Source organism: Microbacterium jepli, assembly GCF_047237905.1.
Taxonomy (GTDB): Bacteria; Actinomycetota; Actinomycetes; order Actinomycetales; family Microbacteriaceae; genus Microbacterium.
On the sequence record NZ_JBDFLW010000005.1, the window covers coordinates 1807449 to 1825854 of the forward strand.

Annotated in this window: 16 protein-coding genes and 2 tRNA genes; 13 read left to right on the plus strand and 5 right to left on the minus strand. The window is 71.4% G+C overall.

What is annotated here, in order from left to right; genetic code table 11:
• Positions 1 to 4: 4 nt before the first annotated feature.
• The 3 genes from ABC304_RS12840 to pepN form a co-directional block, all read right to left on the minus strand.
• The gene (locus ABC304_RS12840; RefSeq protein WP_412931186.1) at positions 5 to 832 is read right to left on the minus strand and encodes an ABC transporter permease; all 828 of its coding nucleotides are present in this window, start codon (positions 830 to 832) and stop codon (positions 5 to 7) included.
• Positions 829 to 1740: an ABC transporter ATP-binding protein gene (locus ABC304_RS12845; protein ID WP_412931187.1), complete on the minus strand. Its 912-nt coding sequence runs from the start codon at positions 1738 to 1740 to the stop codon at positions 829 to 831. Before ABC304_RS12845 ends, ABC304_RS12840 begins: the two co-directional genes overlap by 4 nt.
• A 142-nt stretch (positions 1741 to 1882) precedes the next feature.
• A complete protein-coding gene (gene pepN, locus ABC304_RS12850; protein WP_412931188.1) occupies positions 1883 to 4426 on the minus strand; it encodes an aminopeptidase N in 2544 nt (847 codons plus the stop codon).
• A 149-nt stretch (positions 4427 to 4575) separates the two neighbouring features.
• Between pepN and ABC304_RS12855 the strand changes: the two genes are divergently transcribed.
• The 7 genes from ABC304_RS12855 (at position 4576) to ABC304_RS12885 (ending at position 11761) form a co-directional block, all read left to right on the plus strand.
• Positions 4576 to 5805, plus strand: coding sequence for a ferrochelatase (locus ABC304_RS12855; RefSeq protein WP_412931189.1), 1230 nt, complete (start codon positions 4576 to 4578; stop codon positions 5803 to 5805).
• A gap of 50 nt (positions 5806 to 5855) precedes the next feature.
• Positions 5856 to 6404, plus strand: a complete 549-nt coding sequence (locus tag ABC304_RS12860) for a ribose-5-phosphate isomerase (protein ID WP_412931191.1) — start codon at positions 5856 to 5858, stop codon at positions 6402 to 6404.
• On the plus strand, positions 6404 to 7402 hold the full coding sequence (locus ABC304_RS12865) for an Fpg/Nei family DNA glycosylase (RefSeq protein ID WP_412931192.1): 999 nt from the start codon (positions 6404 to 6406) through the stop codon (positions 7400 to 7402). Before ABC304_RS12860 ends, ABC304_RS12865 begins: the two co-directional genes overlap by 1 nt.
• 16 nt (positions 7403 to 7418) lie before the next feature.
• On the plus strand, positions 7419 to 8054 hold the full coding sequence (locus tag ABC304_RS12870; RefSeq protein ID WP_412931194.1) for an FMN-binding negative transcriptional regulator: 636 nt from the start codon (positions 7419 to 7421) through the stop codon (positions 8052 to 8054).
• Complete coding sequence (locus tag ABC304_RS12875; RefSeq protein WP_412931195.1) at positions 8051 to 9559, plus strand: amidohydrolase; 1509 nt, start codon at positions 8051 to 8053, stop codon at positions 9557 to 9559. The genes ABC304_RS12870 and ABC304_RS12875 overlap by 4 nt, the downstream gene beginning before the upstream one ends.
• Positions 9560 to 9659: 100 nt before the next feature.
• On the plus strand, positions 9660 to 11060 hold the full coding sequence (locus tag ABC304_RS12880) for a sensor histidine kinase (protein WP_412931197.1): 1401 nt from the start codon (positions 9660 to 9662) through the stop codon (positions 11058 to 11060).
• Between the two features lie 29 nt (positions 11061 to 11089).
• Complete coding sequence (locus ABC304_RS12885; RefSeq protein WP_412931198.1) at positions 11090 to 11761, plus strand: response regulator transcription factor; 672 nt, start codon at positions 11090 to 11092, stop codon at positions 11759 to 11761.
• A gap of 68 nt (positions 11762 to 11829) precedes the next feature.
• Here ABC304_RS12885 and ABC304_RS12890 read toward each other — a convergent pair whose 3' ends face one another.
• A complete protein-coding gene (locus ABC304_RS12890; protein WP_412931200.1) occupies positions 11830 to 12315 on the minus strand; it encodes a Dps family protein in 486 nt (161 codons plus the stop codon).
• Between the two features lie 172 nt (positions 12316 to 12487).
• Between ABC304_RS12890 and ABC304_RS12895 the strand changes: the two genes are divergently transcribed.
• Entirely contained in the window at positions 12488 to 14632 is a 2145-nt protein-coding gene (locus ABC304_RS12895) for an acyltransferase family protein (protein WP_412931202.1), read from the plus strand.
• A gap of 37 nt (positions 14633 to 14669) precedes the next feature.
• Entirely contained in the window at positions 14670 to 15206 is a 537-nt protein-coding gene (locus ABC304_RS12900; RefSeq protein WP_412931204.1) for a gamma carbonic anhydrase family protein, read from the plus strand.
• Positions 15207 to 15255: 49 nt separating this feature from the next.
• Here the strand turns inward: ABC304_RS12900 and ABC304_RS12905 are convergent.
• Positions 15256 to 15326: transfer RNA gene (locus tag ABC304_RS12905), tRNA-Gly, on the minus strand.
• Positions 15327 to 15486: 160 nt separating this feature from the next.
• On the opposite strand from ABC304_RS12905, the gene ABC304_RS12910 reads away from it, so the two are divergent.
• From ABC304_RS12910 to ABC304_RS12925, 4 genes are all read left to right on the plus strand, one after another.
• Positions 15487 to 15563, plus strand: a tRNA-Pro gene (locus ABC304_RS12910).
• A gap of 72 nt (positions 15564 to 15635) precedes the next feature.
• The gene (tig, locus tag ABC304_RS12915) at positions 15636 to 17153 is read left to right on the plus strand and encodes a trigger factor (protein ID WP_412932941.1); all 1518 of its coding nucleotides are present in this window, start codon (positions 15636 to 15638) and stop codon (positions 17151 to 17153) included.
• A 68-nt stretch (positions 17154 to 17221) separates the two neighbouring features.
• Complete coding sequence (locus tag ABC304_RS12920; protein WP_412931206.1) at positions 17222 to 17713, plus strand: tetratricopeptide repeat protein; 492 nt, start codon at positions 17222 to 17224, stop codon at positions 17711 to 17713.
• A gap of 80 nt (positions 17714 to 17793) precedes the next feature.
• Complete coding sequence (locus ABC304_RS12925; RefSeq protein WP_127095575.1) at positions 17794 to 18384, plus strand: ATP-dependent Clp protease proteolytic subunit; 591 nt, start codon at positions 17794 to 17796, stop codon at positions 18382 to 18384.
• Positions 18385 to 18406 lie beyond the last annotated feature (22 nt).

Genomic DNA, 18406 nt, shown 5'->3' on the forward strand with positions numbered 1-18406 from the left:
GACTCTACGCGTCGCGCGTGCGCAGCACCGTCCAGCCGAGACCGAGCGGCACGACGGCCCAGGCGATCATGGCCAGGAACGCCGGCAGCCTGTCGGTGTCGCCGGTCGAGGCGAGCGTGCCACCGGCGTTGGACGGGAGGTACTGGGCCGCGTCGACGAGCCACTGCCAGCTCTCGCCCGCGATGCCGAAGAGGCTGAACACGATGGGCAGGACGAACAGCACGCCCACGGTGGCTGCGATCGCACCGGCGCCGTTGCGCACGATGAAGCCGAAGCCGAGACCGATGAGGGCGTAGACCACCATCGCGAACACGCCGAAGGCGAGCGGGACGACGGACTGCGACGGGTCCGACCAGTCGATGCCGGTCGTCACCAGGGGGGTGGTGACCAGGATCGCGATCGCGTAGATGACGACGGTCGTCGCGGCCAGCACGAGCGACACCACGATGGCCTTCGCGGCGAGCACCGCACCGCGACGGGGCTGCGCCGTGAGAGTCGAACGGATCATGCCGGTCGAGTACTCGCCCGTGATGGCGATCGCCCCGAGGATGCCCGCCACGAGCATCGTGAACTGCGTGGGCAGCAGGATCACGTTCACGGCCGCCAGCGCCGGACCGCCGCCGGGACCGGCGCCCAGGTCTCTCGACACGGCGGCGATCAGCGCCGACAGTCCGATGGAGAGGACCGCCGCGACGGCGAGCGACCACCAGGTGGAGCGGAGGCTCACGAGCTTGATCCACTCGGAGCTCAGGAGGCGGGCGAAGGTGAGGCGGGACGGTGAGGTCGCGGTGGAACGGGTGCGGAGCGTCGGCTCCGAGCTGACAGCGGTCATGCGATCTCCTTGGTCTTGTACTCGACGGCATCGCCGGTCAGGGCGAGGTAGGCGTCCTCCAGCGAACCCGAACGCGGGCTCAGCTCGTGCAGGGGGATGCCGAGTGAGGCGGCGAGGTCTCCGACGGCGGCGGCCGTGGCGCCCGTGATGGAGGCGGCGCCCGGCTCGACGGCGGTGACCGTGATGTCGGGCCCGGCGAGGGCGCCGGTGAGCTCGGCGAGACGCGGCGAGCGGACCACGAGGGTGGTCGTCGTCCAGGCGCGCACGAGGTCGGCCAGCGGCGCGTCGGCGAGCACCCGTCCGCGGCCGAGGACGATGACGTGGTCGGCGGTCTGGGCCATCTCGCTCATGAGGTGGCTGGACAGCAGCACCGTCCGGCCCTCTGCGGCGAGATGGCGGACGAACTGGCGCACCCAGCGCACCCCTTCCGGGTCGAGTCCGTTGACCGGCTCGTCGAGGATCAGCGTGTGCGGGTCGCCGAGGAGCGCGGCCGCGATCCCGAGCCGCTGCCCCATGCCCAAGGAGAACTTGCCGGCACGCTTGCCCGCGACCGACCCGATGCCGGTGAGCTCGATCACCTCGTCGACACGGCTGCGGCCGAGGCCGTGCGTGGCGGCCATGGCGCGCAGGTGATCGCGCGCAGTGCGCCCCGTGTGCACGGCTTTGGCATCCAGCAGCACGCCCACCTCGGTGAGGGGCGAGCGCAGCGTCGCGTAGCGTGCGCCGCCCACCGTGACCGAACCGGATGTCGGGCGGTCGAGCCCCACGATCATCCGCATCGTGGTGGACTTGCCCGCGCCGTTGGGTCCGAGGAAGCCCGTGACCTTCCCGGGGCGGACCGTGAACGACACGTCGTCGACGGCCGTCTTGTCGCCGAAGCGCTTCGTGAGTTGTTCTGCAACGATCATGTCTACACCGTAGGGACAGCCGCCCGTGCGCCGCGTCCCCCCGGCGGGGGATTCTCCGAGGACGGCGGGTGGTACCACGGTGCCGGAGACGACGGATGCCTCGTCCCGCAGGACGAGGCATCCGCACCGCTGTGCGCGGCGACTACTGCGCGTCGCGCTCCTGCACGGCCAGGGCGCGCTCGACTCCGGCCAGGTTCTCCTGGACGAGACGGCGGAGCGCAGGCGCGGCGTCGGCGTTCGCAGCCAGCCAGCCGCGGGTCGCGTCACGCAGCGACCGGTCGGCCAGAGCCGCCGGGTACAGCCCCACGATGAGGTACTGCGCGATCTGGTAGCTCCGCGACTCCCACACCGGCAGCAGCATGTCGAAGTAGGGTCCCACGAAGTTGGCGAGCACGTCGCGGCCGGCCGGGTGGGTGAACCCCATCGCGGTCGAGCGCACGATCGTGTTCGGCAGGTCGTCGCTGCCGATGAGGGAGTCCCACGCGATCCGCTTGGACGCGGCATCCGGCAGCGCGGCCTTCGCCTGCGCGGCGAACTCTCCGCCCTTCGCTGTGTTGTCAGCCGCGAGGGCGTCGTCGATCTGCTGCGCCGACACCGCCCCGCCGGCGGCGAGCGAGGCGAGCAGCTGCCACGACAGGTCGGTGTCGATCTGCAGGCCCGGCAGGGTCAGCTCACCGTCGCGCAGACGGCGGACGGTCTCCCAGTGCGCCGGCGTCGCCGCCGCACTCGCGAACGCGGTCACGAACTGCAACTGGCTGTCGCTCTCGGCCTCGGCGGCCTGAGCGAGCTCCCAGAGCGCATCGGCGACGCGGGCACGTGTGGCATCGCGCTTCTCGGGGGAGACGTAGGAGTTGGCGGCGAGCACGAGCTGTCCGAGCGTGGTGCGCACCGTGGTCGACTCCGTCTCGGCGCCGATGTTGCGCAGCACGAGCTCGATGTAGTCGCTGGCCGAGGCCTCGGCATCCCGCGTCTGGTCCCACGCCGCGCCCCACACGAGCGAGCGGGCGAGGGGGTCGCTGATCGCGCCCAGGTGATCGATCGCGGTCCGCAGCGAGCGGTCGTCGAGCCGGATCTTGGCGTAGGCGAGGTCGTCGTCGTTCAGCAGCACCAGGTCGGGCCGCGGCACGCCCTTGAGCTCGGGGACGTCGGTGCGGTCGCCGTCCACGTCGAGCTCGAGGTGGTGCACGCGCACCAGCGCGCCGTCACGGAGGCTGTAGAAGCCGACGCCGAGGCGGTGCGGGCGGATCGTCGGGTAGTCCGCCGGCGCGGTCTGCACGATCGCGAAACGCGAGACGGTGCCGTCGCCGGACTCCTCGATCAGGGGCGTGAGGGTGTTCACACCCGCTGTCTCGAGCCACTTCTTCGACCAGCCCGACAGCTCGCGGCCGCTCGTGACCTCGAGCTCGGAGAGCAGGTCGGACAGCTCCGTGTTCGACCACTCGTTCTTCTTGAAGTACGCCGCGACGCCCGCGAAGAACTGCTCGATGCCGACCCACGCGGCCAGCTGCTTGAGCACCGAACCGCCCTTGGCGTAGGTGATGCCGTCGAAGTTGACCTGCACGTCCTCCAGGTCGTTGATCGTCGCGACGACCGGGTGCGTCGAGGGCAGCTGGTCCTGACGGTAGGCCCACGTCTTCTCCATGGCGTTGAACGTGGTCCACGCCTCGGTCCACTCCGTCGCCTCGGCGGTCGCGATGGTCGACGCCCACTCCGCGAACGACTCGTTCAGCCACAGCCCGTCCCACCACTTCATGGTGACGAGGTCGCCGAACCACATGTGGGCGAGCTCGTGGAGGATCGTGACGACGCGCCGCTCCTTGACCGCGTCGGTCACCTTGGAGCGGAACACGTAGGTCTCGGTGAACGTGACCGCGCCCGCGTTCTCCATGGCCCCGGCGTTGAACTCCGGCACGAAGAGCTGGTCGTACTTGGCGAACGGGTAGGGGTAGTCGAACTTCTCCTCGTAGTACGCGAAGCCCTCGCGCGTCTTGTCGAAGATGTAGTCGGCGTCGAGGTGCTCCCACAGGCTCTTGCGTCCGTAGACGCCGAGGGGAATCACACGGCCCGAGGCGCTGGTCAGCTCGGAGAACGTCGACTCGTACGGACCGGCGATGAGCGCCGTGATGTAGGAGGAGATGCGCGGGGTGGGCTCGAAGGTCCACGTCGCCGTCTCGCCGTCGACGGCCGGCTCGGGGGTGGGGGAGTTGGAGATGACCTTCCAGCGCGCCGGGGCGGTGACGCGGAACGCGAAGGTGGCCTTGAGGTCGGGCTGCTCGAACACCGTGAACATGCGGCGCGAGTCGGGCACCTCGAACTGCGAGTAGAGGTACACCTCGTCGTCGACCGGGTCCACGAAGCGGTGCAAGCCCTCGCCGGTGTTGGTGTAGAAGCAGTCCGCGTCGACGACGAGCTCGTTGTCGGCGTCGAGACCGTCGAGCGCGATGCGCGAGTCGGCGTACACCTCGGCGGGATCGAGCGACCGGCCGTTGAGGGAGATCGAGCGGATGTCGCGGGCGATCAGGTCGATGAAGGTGGCGGCGCCGGGGGTCGCGGTGAAGCGCACGACCGTGCGGGAGCCGAAGACCTCGGCGCCCTTCGTGAGGTCGAGCTCGACCTCGTATGCGCGGGTGTCGACGGTGTCGCGACGCTCCTGCGCCTCGGTGCGGGTGAGGTTCTCTCCAGGCACGAAATTGCTCCCAGGGGTGAGGGTTCGGATGCCGCGGACAAGCGCTGCTGGCGCCGGCGACAACCGTCCCAGCCTATGTCAGGCGCGTCGGAGCGGCCATCCGGCCGCCGGACGCGCCCCGCGTCGCGCACGGGTGTGACAATCGTGAGGTGAGTTCACTCGAGCAGCAGCTGCCCGCCTCCTCGTCCGACCAGACGCCTCAGGTCCTCTTCGCCTCGCCGGCCGCCTCCTCCGGCGCTCCGCACGTCGAGGTGCCCGTCGCGTACGACGGCATCCTGCTCGCCGGCTTCGGCGGTCCCGAGGGCCAGGACGACGTCATCCCGTTCCTCCGCAACGTCACCCGCGGGCGCGGCATCCCCGACGAGCGCCTCGAAGAAGTGGCCCACCACTACCGCCACTTCGGCGGGGTGAGCCCCATCAATGCGCAGAACCGCGAGCTGAAGGCGGCCCTGGAGGCCGAGATCGCCCGCCGCGGGCTCGACCTGCCGGTCTACTGGGGCAACCGCAACTGGGCGCCCTACCTCGAGGAGGCCGTCGCCGAGGCGAACGGCGCGGGTCACACCACGCTGCTGGCGATCGCTACGAGCGCCTACAGCTCCTTCTCCAGCTGCCGTCAGTACCGGGAGGACTTCGCCCGCGTGCTGACCGAGACGGGACTCGGCGGCACGGTCACGATCGACAAGGTGCGCCAGTTCTTCGACCACCCCGGCTTCGTCGCGGCCTTCGTCGCGGGCGTCCGGGACGCGATCGCGGCCTTCCTGGCGGACGGCGTCGACCCGTCCGCCGTGCGCGTGCTGTTCTCCACCCACAGCATCCCCACGGCCGACGCCGAGCGCTCCGGCCCCCGCGAGGGCGACCCTGACCGTCCGGAGCTCGGAGAGGGCGGGGCCTACGCGACGCAGCACCGCGCCGTCGCGTCGTACGTGATGGACGAGGTGGCCCGCGTCGTGCCCGGCGCCGACCGCGTCGCCTGGGACCTCGTCTACCAGTCGCGCTCGGGCCCGCCGACGCAGCCCTGGCTCGAGCCCGACGTCGTCGACGTCATCGAGACCCTGTCCGACGCGGGTGTGCAGGCCCTCGCGATCGTGCCGCTCGGCTTCGTGAGCGACCACATGGAGGTGCTCTGGGACCTCGACACCGAGGCCATGGAGGCGGCGGAGGCCGCCGGCATCCGCGCCGTCCGCACCCCCACGCCGGGTGTCGACCCCGCCTACGTGTCGGGGCTCGTCGACCTCGTCGAGGAGCGCCTGAACGGCATTCCCGCGGCGGAGCGTCCGCACGTGACCTCGCTCGGCCCGTGGTTCGACGTGTGCCGCCCCGGCTGCTGCGAGAACATCCGCGCGGGCTTCAAGCCCGCAGCCTCCGGCATCCTGCCCTGAGCCTCATCACCCCCACGGCGGCGGCTCCGCCGCTCCCTAGGATTGGCCCCATGCGCATCCACATCGCCACCGATCACGCCGGACTCGAGTTCTCCACGCAGCTGCAGCACCACCTCGCCGAGGCCGGTCACGACGTGATCGACCACGGTCCGCTGGACTACGAACCGCTCGACGACTACCCGGCGTTCTGCATCCGCGCGGCGCAGGCCGTGGTGCGCGATCAGGAGGCCGGCGTGGAGGCCCTCGGCGTCGTCTTCGGCGGATCAGGCAACGGCGAGCAGATCTCCGCGAACAAGGTGCGGGGCGTGCGTGCGGCGCTCGTCTGGAACATCGCGACGGCCGAGCTCGCCCGCGAGCACAACGACGCCAACATCATCGCGATCGGTGCACGTCAGCACACCTTCGAGGAGGCGGCGAGCTTCATCGACCGCTTCATCGACACGCCCTTCTCCGGCGAGGAGCGGCACGTGCGGAGGATCGGGCAGATCGCCGCCTTCGAGGCCGACGGCTCGCTCCAGCCCGACCCGCGCGCGGCGGCGGGCGGCGGTGTCGTGGCCGGCGGCGAGGACGTCGACGCCATGGATCCCGAGGCGGGCTGATGCCGGAGGGACACTCCGTCCATCGCATCGCCCGGCAGTTCGACCGCAACATCGTCGGCCGGCGGGTCGCGGCATCCAGTCCCCAGGGGAGGTTCGCCGAGGGCGCGTCGATGATCGACGGCCGCACCGCGACGTCGGTCAAGGCTGTGGCGAAGCAGATGTTCTTGGAGTTCGACGACGACCTGTGGCTGCGCGTGCACCTCGGCATGTACGGGGCGTGGGACTTCGCGGGCGAGATCGTGGTCGACCCGACCATCGCCTCCTCGAACGGGCGCATGGGGCAGACGAACCAGCGCGGCACCGTCGTCGAGGACGCGGTCATGGATGCCGCGGGGGAGAACTCGCTCGACTCGATCGGCGCGCCGCGCCGCACCCGGACGCGCGTGCGCATGTCGGAGCAGACGTCGGGTCTCGATGACGAGGGGCAGCCCTGGCCGCCGCCGGTGGTCGGGCAGGTGCGCCTGCGCCTGCTGACCGAGATCACCTGCGCCGACCTCCGCGGACCGACCGCCTGCGTCATCCAGACCCCCGACGAGGTGGCCGCCACCATCGCGAAGCTCGGTCCTGATCCGCTCGTCGACGATGTGGCCGAGGGCGAGGAGCGCGTTGTCTCGGTCATCCGCCGCAAGCCCACCCCCATCGGCCTGCTCCTGATGGACCAGAGCGTGATCAGCGGCATCGGCAACGTCTACCGCGCCGAGCTGCTGTTCCGCGCACGCCTGAACCCGCACACACCGGGCCGCGACGTCCCGGAGGAGACGGTGCGCGAGATCTGGCGCGACTGGGTGAAGCTCCTCGCCATCGGCGTCGAGACCGGCCAGATGATGACGATGGACGGACTGGATGCCGCGGCCCGCCGCCGCGCGATGGCCCGGCGTGCCGACCGGCACTGGGTCTATCACCGCGCCGGGCTGCCCTGCCGCGTGTGCGGCACGGAGATCGTGATGGAGGAGGCCGCGGGGCGCAAGCTCTACTGGTGTCCGTCCTGCCAGGCCTGACTTCTAGGCTGGGAGGATGCGTCAGAACCCCTCCTTCGCGATGACGGATGTCGCGGAGCTCCGCCGGCTCGTCGGCCTCCACCCCTGGGCCACCCTCGTCAGCAGCACCGAGGACGGACTCGTCGCCTCGCACTACGCCGTGCTGCTGGACGACGACCGTGACGACCTTACGATCGTCGGTCATGTCGGAAAGCCCGACGACCTCATCCACGGCCTGGGCTCCCGCGAGCTGCTGGTCGTCATCCAGGGGCCGCACGGCTACATCTCCCCGTCCTGGTACGGCGACGCCGCGTCCGTCCCGACCTGGAACTTCGTCTCGGTGCACCTGAGCGGCGTGCCGGAGCTGCTGAGCACCGAGGAGAACCTCGCCGTGCTCGACCGGCTCGTCGCCCACTTCGAGTCCCGCAAGGCCGACCCCCGTCTGATGTGGGAGGCGCCGAACGACGCCGCCTTCATCGAGCGGCTCGAGCGCGGCACCGTGGGCTTCCGTCTCACGCCGACCCGCGTGGTGGCCAAGCGCAAGCTGAGCCAGAACAAGACGTCCGAGGTGGTCGAGAGCGTGATCGCCGAGCTGTCCGGCGACGGGCCCTACGCGAGCGCCGAGCTCGCCGCCGAGATGCGGCGCGCGGCCGACGCCCGGACGCGCCCGTGAGCGCGGGTGTCGGTGCGACCGTCGGGACCATCCGACGCGCGCGTATCGCGGGGGCCGGCCGCGACCTGCTCCCCGACGACACGATCGCCTACGACGTCTTCCTGTCGGACGGCGTCATCGCGGACATCGCACCGGCCGGCGCGCTGCCGCCGCGCGGCGAGGTGCTCGATGCGGACGGCACCTGGCTCATCCCGGGCCTCTGGGATCACCACGTGCACGCGCTGCCGTGGGCGCTCGTCTCCCAGCGGGCGGACCTGGGCGCCGCGGCATCCGCCGCCCACGCAGCCCGCCTCATCGCCGACTCGCCCGTCCTCGCCGACGGCCGTCACGTGGGCGTCGGGCTCCGCGATGCGCTCTGGTCCGATGAGCCCGACCTGGCGCTCCTCGACGCCGCGACCGGAGAGGTGCCCTCTTACCTCTACAACGCCGACCTGCACAGCATGTGGCTCAACTCGGCGGCCCTGCGCCGCGAGGGCATCACCGACGCCCCCGACGGCATGCTGCGCGAGACGCCGGCCTTCGAGGTCGGCCGCCGCCTCAACGCGGTCGACGACGCCGTGGCCGACGCGCTGATCGCACGGATGGCCCAGGATGCCGCAGCCCGCGGCGTCGTCGGTCTCGTCGACCTCGACATGGCGTGGAACGGGGGCGCCTGGGCGCGACGGGTGGACGGCGGTTTCGATGCGCTCCGCGTGTCGTTCGGCATCTACCCGGAGCACCTCGAGCGCGCGCTGGCCGAGGGGATGCGCACCGGGGACCGAGTGGCCGACGGCGCCTCGGAGCTCGTGCGCGTGGGGCCGCTGAAGGTCATCACCGACGGTTCGCTGGGCACGCGGACGGCGGCGTGCTCGCACCCGTATCCCGATCATCCCGGCGACCGGGGGATGCTCACCGTCGCCCCGGACGACCTGCGCGCACTGATGACGCAGGCGACCTCCGGCGGTCTCGCCTGCGCCATCCACGCGATCGGCGACGTCGCGAACACCGAGGCGCTGGACGCCTTCGCCGCGACCGGTGCGTGGGGCACCATCGAGCACGCCCAGCTGGTGGCGCACGCCGACATCCCGCGGTTCGCGCGGCTGGGCGTCGGGGCGAGCGTGCAGCCCGAGCACGCCCTCGACGACCGCGACCTCACCGACACGATCTGGGCGACGCAGACGGCGCTGCCCTACCCCCTGCGCGCCCTCGTCGACGCCGGGGCGACCGTGACGTTCGGCTCGGACGCCCCCGTCGCCGCCCTCGACCCCTGGGCGACGATGGCCGCGGCGGTGCACCGCTCGAAGGACGGCCGGGCGGAGTGGCATGCCGAGCAGGGGCTCGCCGCGGCGACCGCCCTCGCCGCCTCGACGGCGGGCGGCTCGACCGACGGCGCGCGCATCGAACCGGGCGCTCGTGCAGACCTCGCGCTGTGCGCGACCGATCCGCTGGCCGCGACCGGCATGCAGCTGCGGACGATGGCCGTCGCGGCGACGCTGCTCGGCGGGCGGCTGACGCACCGCGCCTGAGCACGCCGGCTGACCGGTGATCGGCAGGGGGGACAGCCCCCGTGCGCCTTCGGGAGCGGGCGGGATGCCGCCTCCCCGGCCCGGCGAGAAGGCTGGGATCATGGACACGACGATGACCTCCCTCCCTCCCACGGTCGCCCCCGCGGCGCCGCCGACCGCCGCGAACAGGTGGTGGCGCTCCTACGGCGAGCAATGGCGGCGCGCCCCCGGCAACGCCGTGTACCTGATCGCCGTCTTCGCCCTGGCGATGACCGCGGTCAGCGTGCTGGCGTCGCTGTTCTGGACGGGGGTGGCGCTGATCATCCTCGTCGTCGGCCTCCCGATCGTCGTCGCCGCACTGCTCGTGGCGCGCGGGCTGGGTCTCGGCGACCGGTTCCTGCTGCGGCTCACCGACCAGCGCGACATCCCCGAGCCGGAGTGGTCGCGCGACCGCCCCGACCAGAACGGCTTCTGGATGACGCTGACGCGGCCGCTGCGCGTCGCGCACTACTGGGCGTACCTCGCGCACGGCATGATCGTGAGCCCGCTGCTGAGCATCATCTCGTTCACCCTGACCGTCACGTGGATCAGCGTCGCCGTCGGCGGGCTGACCTCGTGGGTGTGGCTGCTGATCGCGCCGCGCGGCAGCGGCGGCCGCTGGGGGCGGGCCGCCACCGAGGGCATCCCCGGGCTGTTCGGCGGCGCGGCGCCCGTGGCCGTGCAGATCCTCCTCAGCGTCATCGCGGGCCTGGTCTTCGCCTTCACGCTCCCCTGGGTGCTGCGCGGCCTGACGATCGCCCACCACTCGATCGCGGAGTCGATGCTGGGGCGCTGGCGCTCTGACGACCTCGCCGCCGAGGTGCGCGCCGAGGCAGCCGCCCGCGGTGCCGCCGTCCACGCGGAGGACGTCGCGCTGCGCCGCCTCGAGCGCGACATCCACGACGGCCCGCAGCAGCGGCTGGTGCGTCTGCAGCTCGATCTGGCCGCACTCGAACGCCGCGCTGCGGCGGGCGACGGTGAGGCCGCCGCCGAGCTCGCCCGCGAGGCACGCGGACACGCGCAGGCCGCGCTCGACGAGCTGCGCGCCCTCTCCAGCGGCGTCGCGCCGCCGCTGCTGCAGGACCGCGGTCTCGCGGCCGCGCTGAGCGCCGTGGCGGCCGGGGTGCCGCTGTCGGTCGACATCCGGATCGACCCGCGCATCGACGAGGTGGTCAGTCCCGAGATCGCCCGCACGGTCTACTTCACCGTCTCCGAGCTGTTCACGAACACCATCAAGCACGCGGGCGCCACCTCGGCGAGCCTGCACGCCTTCCTGCGCGAGGCGACGCCGCAGACGATGGGGATGCTGGACGTCCTGGTCACCGACGACGGACGGGGTGGCGCGCAGACCGTCGCCGGCCACGGCCTGGCGGGCCTCGCCGAGCGGGTCGCGGGTCTCCGCGGCGAACTGGTGGTGCAGAGCCCCGTCGGCGGTCCGACGACCGTCGGCGTGCACATCCCGCTGCCCGGGATGCCGGCGTGAGCGTCCGACTCGCCGCCTATCCTGAACCCGTGACGACCGCCTCCGACGCCGACACCCGGACCCGGCTCATCCTCGTCGAGGACTCGGTGCTCCTGCGGGAGGGCCTGGTGCGGCTGTTCGACGAGGCCGGTTACATCACCGCCGGGGCCTTCGGCGACGCGGACGACATCGTGGCGCGCGTAACAGCCGCCCGTGCCGACGTCGCCGTGCTCGACGTACGGCTGCCGCCGACGTTCCGCGACGAGGGCATCCGGGCGGCGCTCCGGCTCCGCGCCGAGGCTCCCGGCGTCGCGATCCTGGTGCTCAGCCAGTACGTCGAGGGCGTCTACGCCCGCGAGCTGCTGGCCGAGGGGGAGGGCGGCGTCGGCTACCTGCTGAAGGACCGCGTGACATCGCTGGAGGACTTCACCGACGCCGTCCGTCGCGTGCGCGAAGGCGGCACGGTGCTCGACCCGGTCGTCGTGCGCCAGCTCCTCGCGGCCCGGCCCGATCCGCTCTCGGCTCTCACACCGCGGGAGCGCGACGTGCTCGAGCTCATGGCGGAGGGCCGCAGCAACGCGACCATCGCCCAGCGGCTGCACATCGGCGTCGGCGCCGTCGAGAAGAACGTGACCTCCATCTTCCAGAAGCTGCGCCTGGAGGAGTCGGGATCCGACCACCGTCGCGTGCTCGCCGTCCTCGCGTTCCTGCAGCGCGGCTGAGGCGGCACCCCGCCGACACGACGACGCCCCCGGCACCTGATGGTGCCGGGGGCGTCGTCGTGCGTGTGTCAGGAGGAGAGGTGCGCCACCAGGAACCAGCGGTCCTTCTCGATGCCGCGCTGGATCTCGATCGCGACGTCCTGGCTGCTGGCGTCGACCTCGGCGAGACCCTCGACGGCGGCGCGGATGTCGGCGAGCACAGCGTCGATGTCGCTGATGACGTCGCTCACGACCTCATCCCACTGCGCGAAGCCGGCCGGCACCGCCGTGTCCTTGACCTTGGCCGAGATGGTCGCCAGGCGGGCGTCGATCGGCAGCCCCAGGGCGACGATGCGCTCGGCGGCCGTGTCCGACCAGTCCTGCGCGTGGGTCACGACGCTGTCGAGAAGCTCGTGGATGGGGAGGAAGTTCGTGCCGCGCACGTTCCAGTGCGCCTGCTTGCCGTTGACGACGAGCGCCTGCAGTCCGAGCACGACGGGGGTGAGGAACTGGGCGGTGCCGGCGGCGACCGTGGGGTCGGCGGCCGTCGCGGGGATGGTGTGGATCTTGCTCATGGTGTCCTCCGTCTGCGGCGAGATATCTCTGACGTTCCCAACGGTACTCAGCGCGCATCATTCCGCAAGCAAGCTGAGGCTGGGCTAATCCGCCCCTGCACGCCGCACCGGACGCGGCGCCGGGCACCCTCGAATGCACGGGATGTCGCGCCCCAGCGGCTACCGTCGAGGGGTGCCATCCGCAGACGCCGACCTGGGCCCGCAGGACCTCGACGCCCCCGCCCGCACCGTGCGCCGCGAGCCGGCGCGCCGCTCGCCGGAGCACGCCGAGCCGTCCCGGTTCCTGCCGCACGTGCAGGGTCTGCGCGCGATCGCGGTGCTGTTCGTCGTGCTGTACCACTTCTGGCCGGCACGGCTGCCGGGCGGCTACGTCGGCGTCGACATCTTCTTCGTCATCTCCGGCTATCTCATCACCGCGCACCTGATGCGCGAGATGATCGCCACCGGCTCCATCCGGCTCGGCCAGTTCTGGGCGCGCCGGGCGCGGCGCCTCCTGCCCGCGTCGCTGCTCGTGCTGCTCTTCTGCGCGCTGGCGGCCATGTCGCCCTACCTGACGCCGACGTCCGCGCTGCCCAACGAGGTGCAGGAGATCGTCGCGTCGACGTTCTACGTCGAGAACTGGTTCCTCGCGCTCAACTCCGCCGACTACCTCAACCACTCCGGCGACCCGACCACGGTCCAGCACTACTGGTCGCTGTCGCTGGAGGAGCAGTTCTACGTGATGTGGCCGCTCATCCTGCTGCTGGCGGCGTGGATCGCCGTGAAGTACTTCCGCGGCGACCGCCGACGGGCCGTGCTCATCGCGATCGGAGCCGTGACCGCGGCATCCTTCGTCTTCTGCGTCGTGTTCACCCTCACCAACCCCGCCCCCGCCTACTTCGTGACCTTCGGGCGCATGTGGCAGTTCGGCGTCGGCGCGCTGGTCGCCCTCGTCCCGGCCCTCCGGGTGCGCAACCCGCTCCTGAGCTTCGTGCTCGGGTGGGGCGGCGTCGTCGTGCTGCTGTACACGGCGTTCCGCTTCGACGGCCAGACGCCGTTCCCCGGATACGCCGCCGCGCTGCCCACGCTCGGCGCCGCCGCGATCGTCGCCGCCTCGAACACCGAGCGGTGGTGGCAGCCGACCCGCATCCTCGCCGTCCGTCCGATGCGCTTCACGGGCGACATCTCGTACTCGCTCTACCTGTGGCACTGGCCGCTCATCATCATCGCCCCGTCGGTGCCGTTCTGGGGTCTCACGATCTATCACCGCGTCGCCCTGCTGGGCATCTGCTTCGTGCTCGCCTGGCTGACCAAGCGCTTCGTCGAGGACCCCGCCCGGCAGTGGAAGGCGCTGACCTCGCGTCCTGCACGGCTCAGCCTGTGGGCGTCGCTCGCCGCGATGCTGCTCGTCGCCGGCACCGCCGGTGCCGCCTGGGCCGTCAACGCGCCCGCCTACCGCGACGGGGTGCAGGCCCTCGAGCAGCTCCGCGAGGACCCGCCCGACTGCTTCGGCGCCGCGGCGGTGCTGGAGGACGGCTGCGCCGGCACCGACTTCGGCGACACCATCCTGCCCGCACCCGGCTTCGCGGGCGTCGACAGACCGGCCGACTCCCAGTGCTTCGTGCAGCTGAACGACTCCCGCCCCGTGTCGTGCGACTTCGGCTCCGACGACCCCGCCGCCCCGACGGTCGCCCTGATCGGCGACAGCCACGCGTTCCAGCTGCTCACCACCTTCCAGCGCATGGCGCAGGACAACGGCTGGCATCTCGTCACCTACTTCAAGGGCGCCTGCCCGTGGAACGACACGCCCCTCTCGACGCCCGGCGCCTTCGGCGACGCGTGCACCCAGTGGCGCTCGGGCGTCACGGCGGCACTCGACGGCCGTGACATCGACGCCGTCTTCACCGCCGCGATCGCCACGACGCCCTACGCCTCCGACGGCTACGACTCGTCGTACGACGCGGCCGTCGCCGGCTACCGCGACGCGTGGGGACGGATGCTGGCCCGCGGCATCCCGGTCGTCACCGTCGTCGACAACCCGGTGTGGGAGACCGACCCGAACAAGTGCCTCCGCACGCGCGACGAGTCGCAGTGCGACGGCGCGCGTTCGGACGTGCTCGTCGCGGAGGACCCGCTGCGGGAGGCGGCGACCGGACTCGACGGCGTCACGCTGCTCGATTTCACCGACGTCTTCTGCGACGACACGACGTGCTTCCCGGTCGTGGGCGGAGCCAACCTCTACCGCGACCAGGATCACCTGACGGTCACGTTCGCCGATTCGCTCGCCCCGCAGTACACCCGGGCCATCCAGGACGCGCTGGCGGCGCGCACGCCGTAGCGCGCGACAGGTCGGGCGCGCGGAATAGGGTCGGACCATGCCGATCGCCGAGGGTGCCTCCGTCCTGTCCGTCGCCGGGAAGGCGCCCTCGGTGCCGGAGAGCGCATTCGTGGCCGCGGGCGCCCGCGTCATCGGCGACGTCGTCATGGGGGAGTCCTCGAGCATCTGGTACAACGCCGTCGTCCGCGGCGACAGCGACCGCATCACGCTCGGCGCGGGCAGCAACCTGCAGGACAACGTCTCGGTGCACGTCGACGGCGGTCATCCCGTCGTGATCGGCGCGGACGTGTCGGTCGGGCACAACGCCGTCGTCCACGGCTGCACGGTCGGCGACGGCTCGCTGATCGGCATGGGCAGCGTGATCCTCTCCGGCGCCGTCATCGGCGCCGGGTGCCTCGTGGCCGGGGGAGCGGTCGTCCTCGAGGGGACGGCGGTGCCCGACGGGTCGCTGGTGGCCGGCGTGCCCGCGAAGGTGCGGCGCGAGCTGACGGTCGAGGAGCGGGAGAAGATCCTCCGCAACGCGCGGATCTACCGCGAGCACCTGGCCTCGCACGCCGACGCGCGAGACGTCTGAGGGCGGCGACCCTCCACCTCGGGAGGCGATGGGTCCGGCGGGATATCGGAGGGGCTGACGGGAATCGAACCCGCATCATTAGTTTGGAAGACTAAGGCTTTACCACTAAGCTACAGCCCCGATGTGGCCGCCCCATCGCGATCGCGAGGCGCAGCATCCCGAGTCTAACCGATCGGCGTCGTGGCCCGGAACCGCGCACACGACGTTCAGGAGGAGGCGCACCTCCGTCGGCTAGACTTCTCGACGGTCGTTTCGTGTCCGCGCGCGCGCGGGTCCTGCCCGGGGCGTAGCTCAGCTTGGTAGAGCGCCCGCTTTGGGAGCGGGAGGCCGCAGGTTCAAATCCTGTCGCCCCGACCACGAGACCCTCCGAACCCCCCGACCTTCAGCCGCCGCGCGCATGCGCGGAACACAGAGGAGAACGAACACATGGTGAACAGCACCGTCGAGCAGCTCAGCCCCACGCGGGTCAAGCTCCACATCACGGTCACGCCCGACGAGCTCAAGCCGAGCATCGCGCACGCGTACGAGCACATCGCGCAGGACGTGCAGATCCCCGGCTTCCGCAAGGGCAAGGTTCCCGCGCCGATCATCGACCAGCGCATCGGACGCACCGCCGTGCTCGAGCACGCCGTCAGCGAGGGTCTCGACACGTTCTACCGCGAGGCCGTCAGCGCCCACAACGTGCGCGTCCTCGGTCGGCCGAACGCCGACGTGAAGGAGTGGCCGAACGAGAAGGACTTCTCCGGCGACCTCGAGGTCGAGGTCGAGGTGGACGTGCGTCCGGAGTTCGAGCTGCCCGAGCTCGAGGGCCAGACGATCACCGTCGACGCCGTCGAGGTCGACGACGCGGCCATCGACGAGGAGCTCGACCGCCTGCGGAGCCGTTTCGGCACGCTGATCACGGTCGACCGTCCCGCCGCGACCGGCGACTTCGTCGAGCTGAACCTCGTCGCCACGATCGACGGCGCCGAGATCGACCGCGCCGAGGGCGTGTCGTACGAGGTCGGCTCCGGTGAGCTGCTCGAGGGCATCGACGAGGCCATCGACTCCCTGACCGCGGGCGAGGAGACCACCTTCCGCTCGAAGCTCGTCGGCGGCGACCACGCCGGCGAAGAGGCCGAGGTCGTCGTGTCCGTCACCGCCGTCAAGGAGCGCGAGCTGCCCGAGGCCGACGACGACTTCGCACAGATCGCCAGCGAGTTCGACACCATCGCCGAGCTCCGCGAGAGCCTGTCCGAGCGCGTCGGCCAGCAGTCGGCCTTCACGCAGGGCTCCGCCGCCCGCGACAAGCTGATCGAGGAGCTGCTCACGCAGGTCGAGATCCCCGTGCCGGCCGCGCTCATCGAGGCCGAGGTGCACAGCCACCTCGAGGGCGAGAACCGCCTCGAGGACGACGTGCACCGCGCGGAGGTCACCGAGGCCAGCGAGAAGCAGTTCAAGACGCAGATGCTCATGGACGCCGTCGCCGAGAAGTTCGAGGTGCAGGTCTCGCAGGAGGAGCTCACCCAGTACCTCATCCAGTCCGCCGCGCAGTACGGCATGGCGCCGCAGGAGTTCGTCGAGGCGATCCAGCAGAACAACCAGCTGCCCGCCCTCGTCGCCGAGGTCGCCCGCAACAAGGCCCTCGCGGTCGCGCTCGGCAAGGTGACCGTGGTCGACACGGCCGGCAAGCCCGTCGACCTCACGGGCTTCGTCGCCACCGACGACCCCGAGCTCGAGGCGGAGGATGAGGTCGTCGAGGAGGCGCAGGAGATCGCGGATGCCGCAGCCGACGCCGACGACGTGATCGCCGCCGAGGAGGCCGAGGCCCCGAAGAAGCCCGCCCGCAAGAGCACCAAGAAGGGCGCCGCCGAGGCAAACCCCGCCGAGGACGCCGCGCCCGCGGCCGACGAGGCCGAGGCGCCGAAGAAGCCGGCGCGCAAGAGCACCAAGAAGGCCGCCGAGTAACGCCGGACGATTCGAAGGGGACGGATGCCGCGGCATCCGTCCCCTTCTCCATGTCCGCGGAGGGACGCATGACCGACACCTGGGATGACCGGATGGCCGCCGTCTGGGCGGACGAGACCCTCGGAGACGACGAGCGCATCGTCGTCGTCGACGCCCTCGCGGCCGAACGCGCAGAGGGGGACGCCCGCGCGCTGTTCGAGCGTGCGGGCGCACGCGACTCCGCCGGCCGGGAGGCCGAGGCGGAGACGCTCTACCGTCGGGCTCTGCAAGCCGGCCTCGACCCCGAGCACCGGGCGCAGGCGGTGATCCAGCTGGCGAGCACGATCCGCAACCTGGGGAAGACCGGCGAGGCGCTCGCGCTGCTGCAGGAGGAGTACGCGCGGGGCGCCGACGACGGCTTCCACGACGCGGCCGCGGCCTTCTACGCGCTGGCGCTCAGCAGCGCCGGCCGCGACCGCGAGGCGGTCTCCGTGGCGCTCCTCGCCCTCGCTCCGCACCTCCCGCGCTATACCCGTTCCGTGACCGGATACGCGCGGGAACTGCTCGACCCGCGGGGCTGATCTGCCGAGGGCGAACACGGCCGGGGCGGCGGATGCGCGCCGGTAGATTCGTTCCCACGACCACGAATTCAGGAGCACACATGGCCGCTGAACCCCTTATCGCGACAAGCGTCTTCGACCGCCTGCTGCGGGACCGCATCATCTGGCTCGGGTCGGAGGTGCGCGACGAGAACGCCAACGAGATCTGCGCCAAGATCCTCCTTCTCGCCGCCGAGGACCCGGAGAAGGACATCTTCCTCTACGTCAACTCGCCCGGTGGATCCATCACCGCCGGCATGGCGATCTACGACACCATGCAGTTCGTCCCCAACGACATCGTCACGGTCGGCATCGGCATGGCCGCCTCGATGGGACAGCTGCTGCTGACCAGCGGCACCAAGGGCAAGCGCTACATCACGCCCAACGCCCGCGTGCTGCTGCACCAGCCCCACGGCGGGTTCGGCGGAACCTCCAGCGACATCCAGACGCAGGCTCAGCTCATCGTCTCGATGAAGAACCGCCTGGCGGAGATCACCGCCGCCCAGACCGGCAAGCCGGTCGAGCAGATCAACGAGGACGGTGACCGCGACCGCTGGTTCACCGCCGAGGAAGCCCTCGAGTACGGCTTCGTCGACCACATCCGCGCCCACCTCTCCGACGTCGTCGGCGGCGGCGGAACCGACGCGGACTGACCCGAAGGCGAAAGACAGGAAC

Excerpts from the sequence above, each read along its gene's own strand:
- ABC304_RS12840 (WP_412931186.1), bottom strand. The coding sequence starts at position 832 with ATGACCGCTGTCAGCTCGGAGCCGACGCTCCGCACCCGTTCCACCGCG.
- ABC304_RS12845 (WP_412931187.1), bottom strand. The coding sequence starts at position 1,740 with ATGATCGTTGCAGAACAACTCACGAAGCGCTTCGGCGACAAGACGGCC.
- ABC304_RS12860 (WP_412931191.1), top strand. The coding sequence starts at position 5,856 with ATGCGCATCCACATCGCCACCGATCACGCCGGACTCGAGTTCTCCACG.
- ABC304_RS12865 (WP_412931192.1), top strand. The coding sequence starts at position 6,404 with ATGCCGGAGGGACACTCCGTCCATCGCATCGCCCGGCAGTTCGACCGC.
- ABC304_RS12870 (WP_412931194.1), top strand. The coding sequence starts at position 7,419 with ATGCGTCAGAACCCCTCCTTCGCGATGACGGATGTCGCGGAGCTCCGC.
- ABC304_RS12880 (WP_412931197.1), top strand. The coding sequence starts at position 9,660 with ATGGACACGACGATGACCTCCCTCCCTCCCACGGTCGCCCCCGCGGCG.
- ABC304_RS12890 (WP_412931200.1), bottom strand. The coding sequence starts at position 12,315 with ATGAGCAAGATCCACACCATCCCCGCGACGGCCGCCGACCCCACGGTC.
- ABC304_RS12900 (WP_412931204.1), top strand. The coding sequence starts at position 14,670 with ATGCCGATCGCCGAGGGTGCCTCCGTCCTGTCCGTCGCCGGGAAGGCG.
- ABC304_RS12920 (WP_412931206.1), top strand. The coding sequence starts at position 17,222 with ATGACCGACACCTGGGATGACCGGATGGCCGCCGTCTGGGCGGACGAG.
- ABC304_RS12925 (WP_127095575.1), top strand. The coding sequence starts at position 17,794 with ATGGCCGCTGAACCCCTTATCGCGACAAGCGTCTTCGACCGCCTGCTG.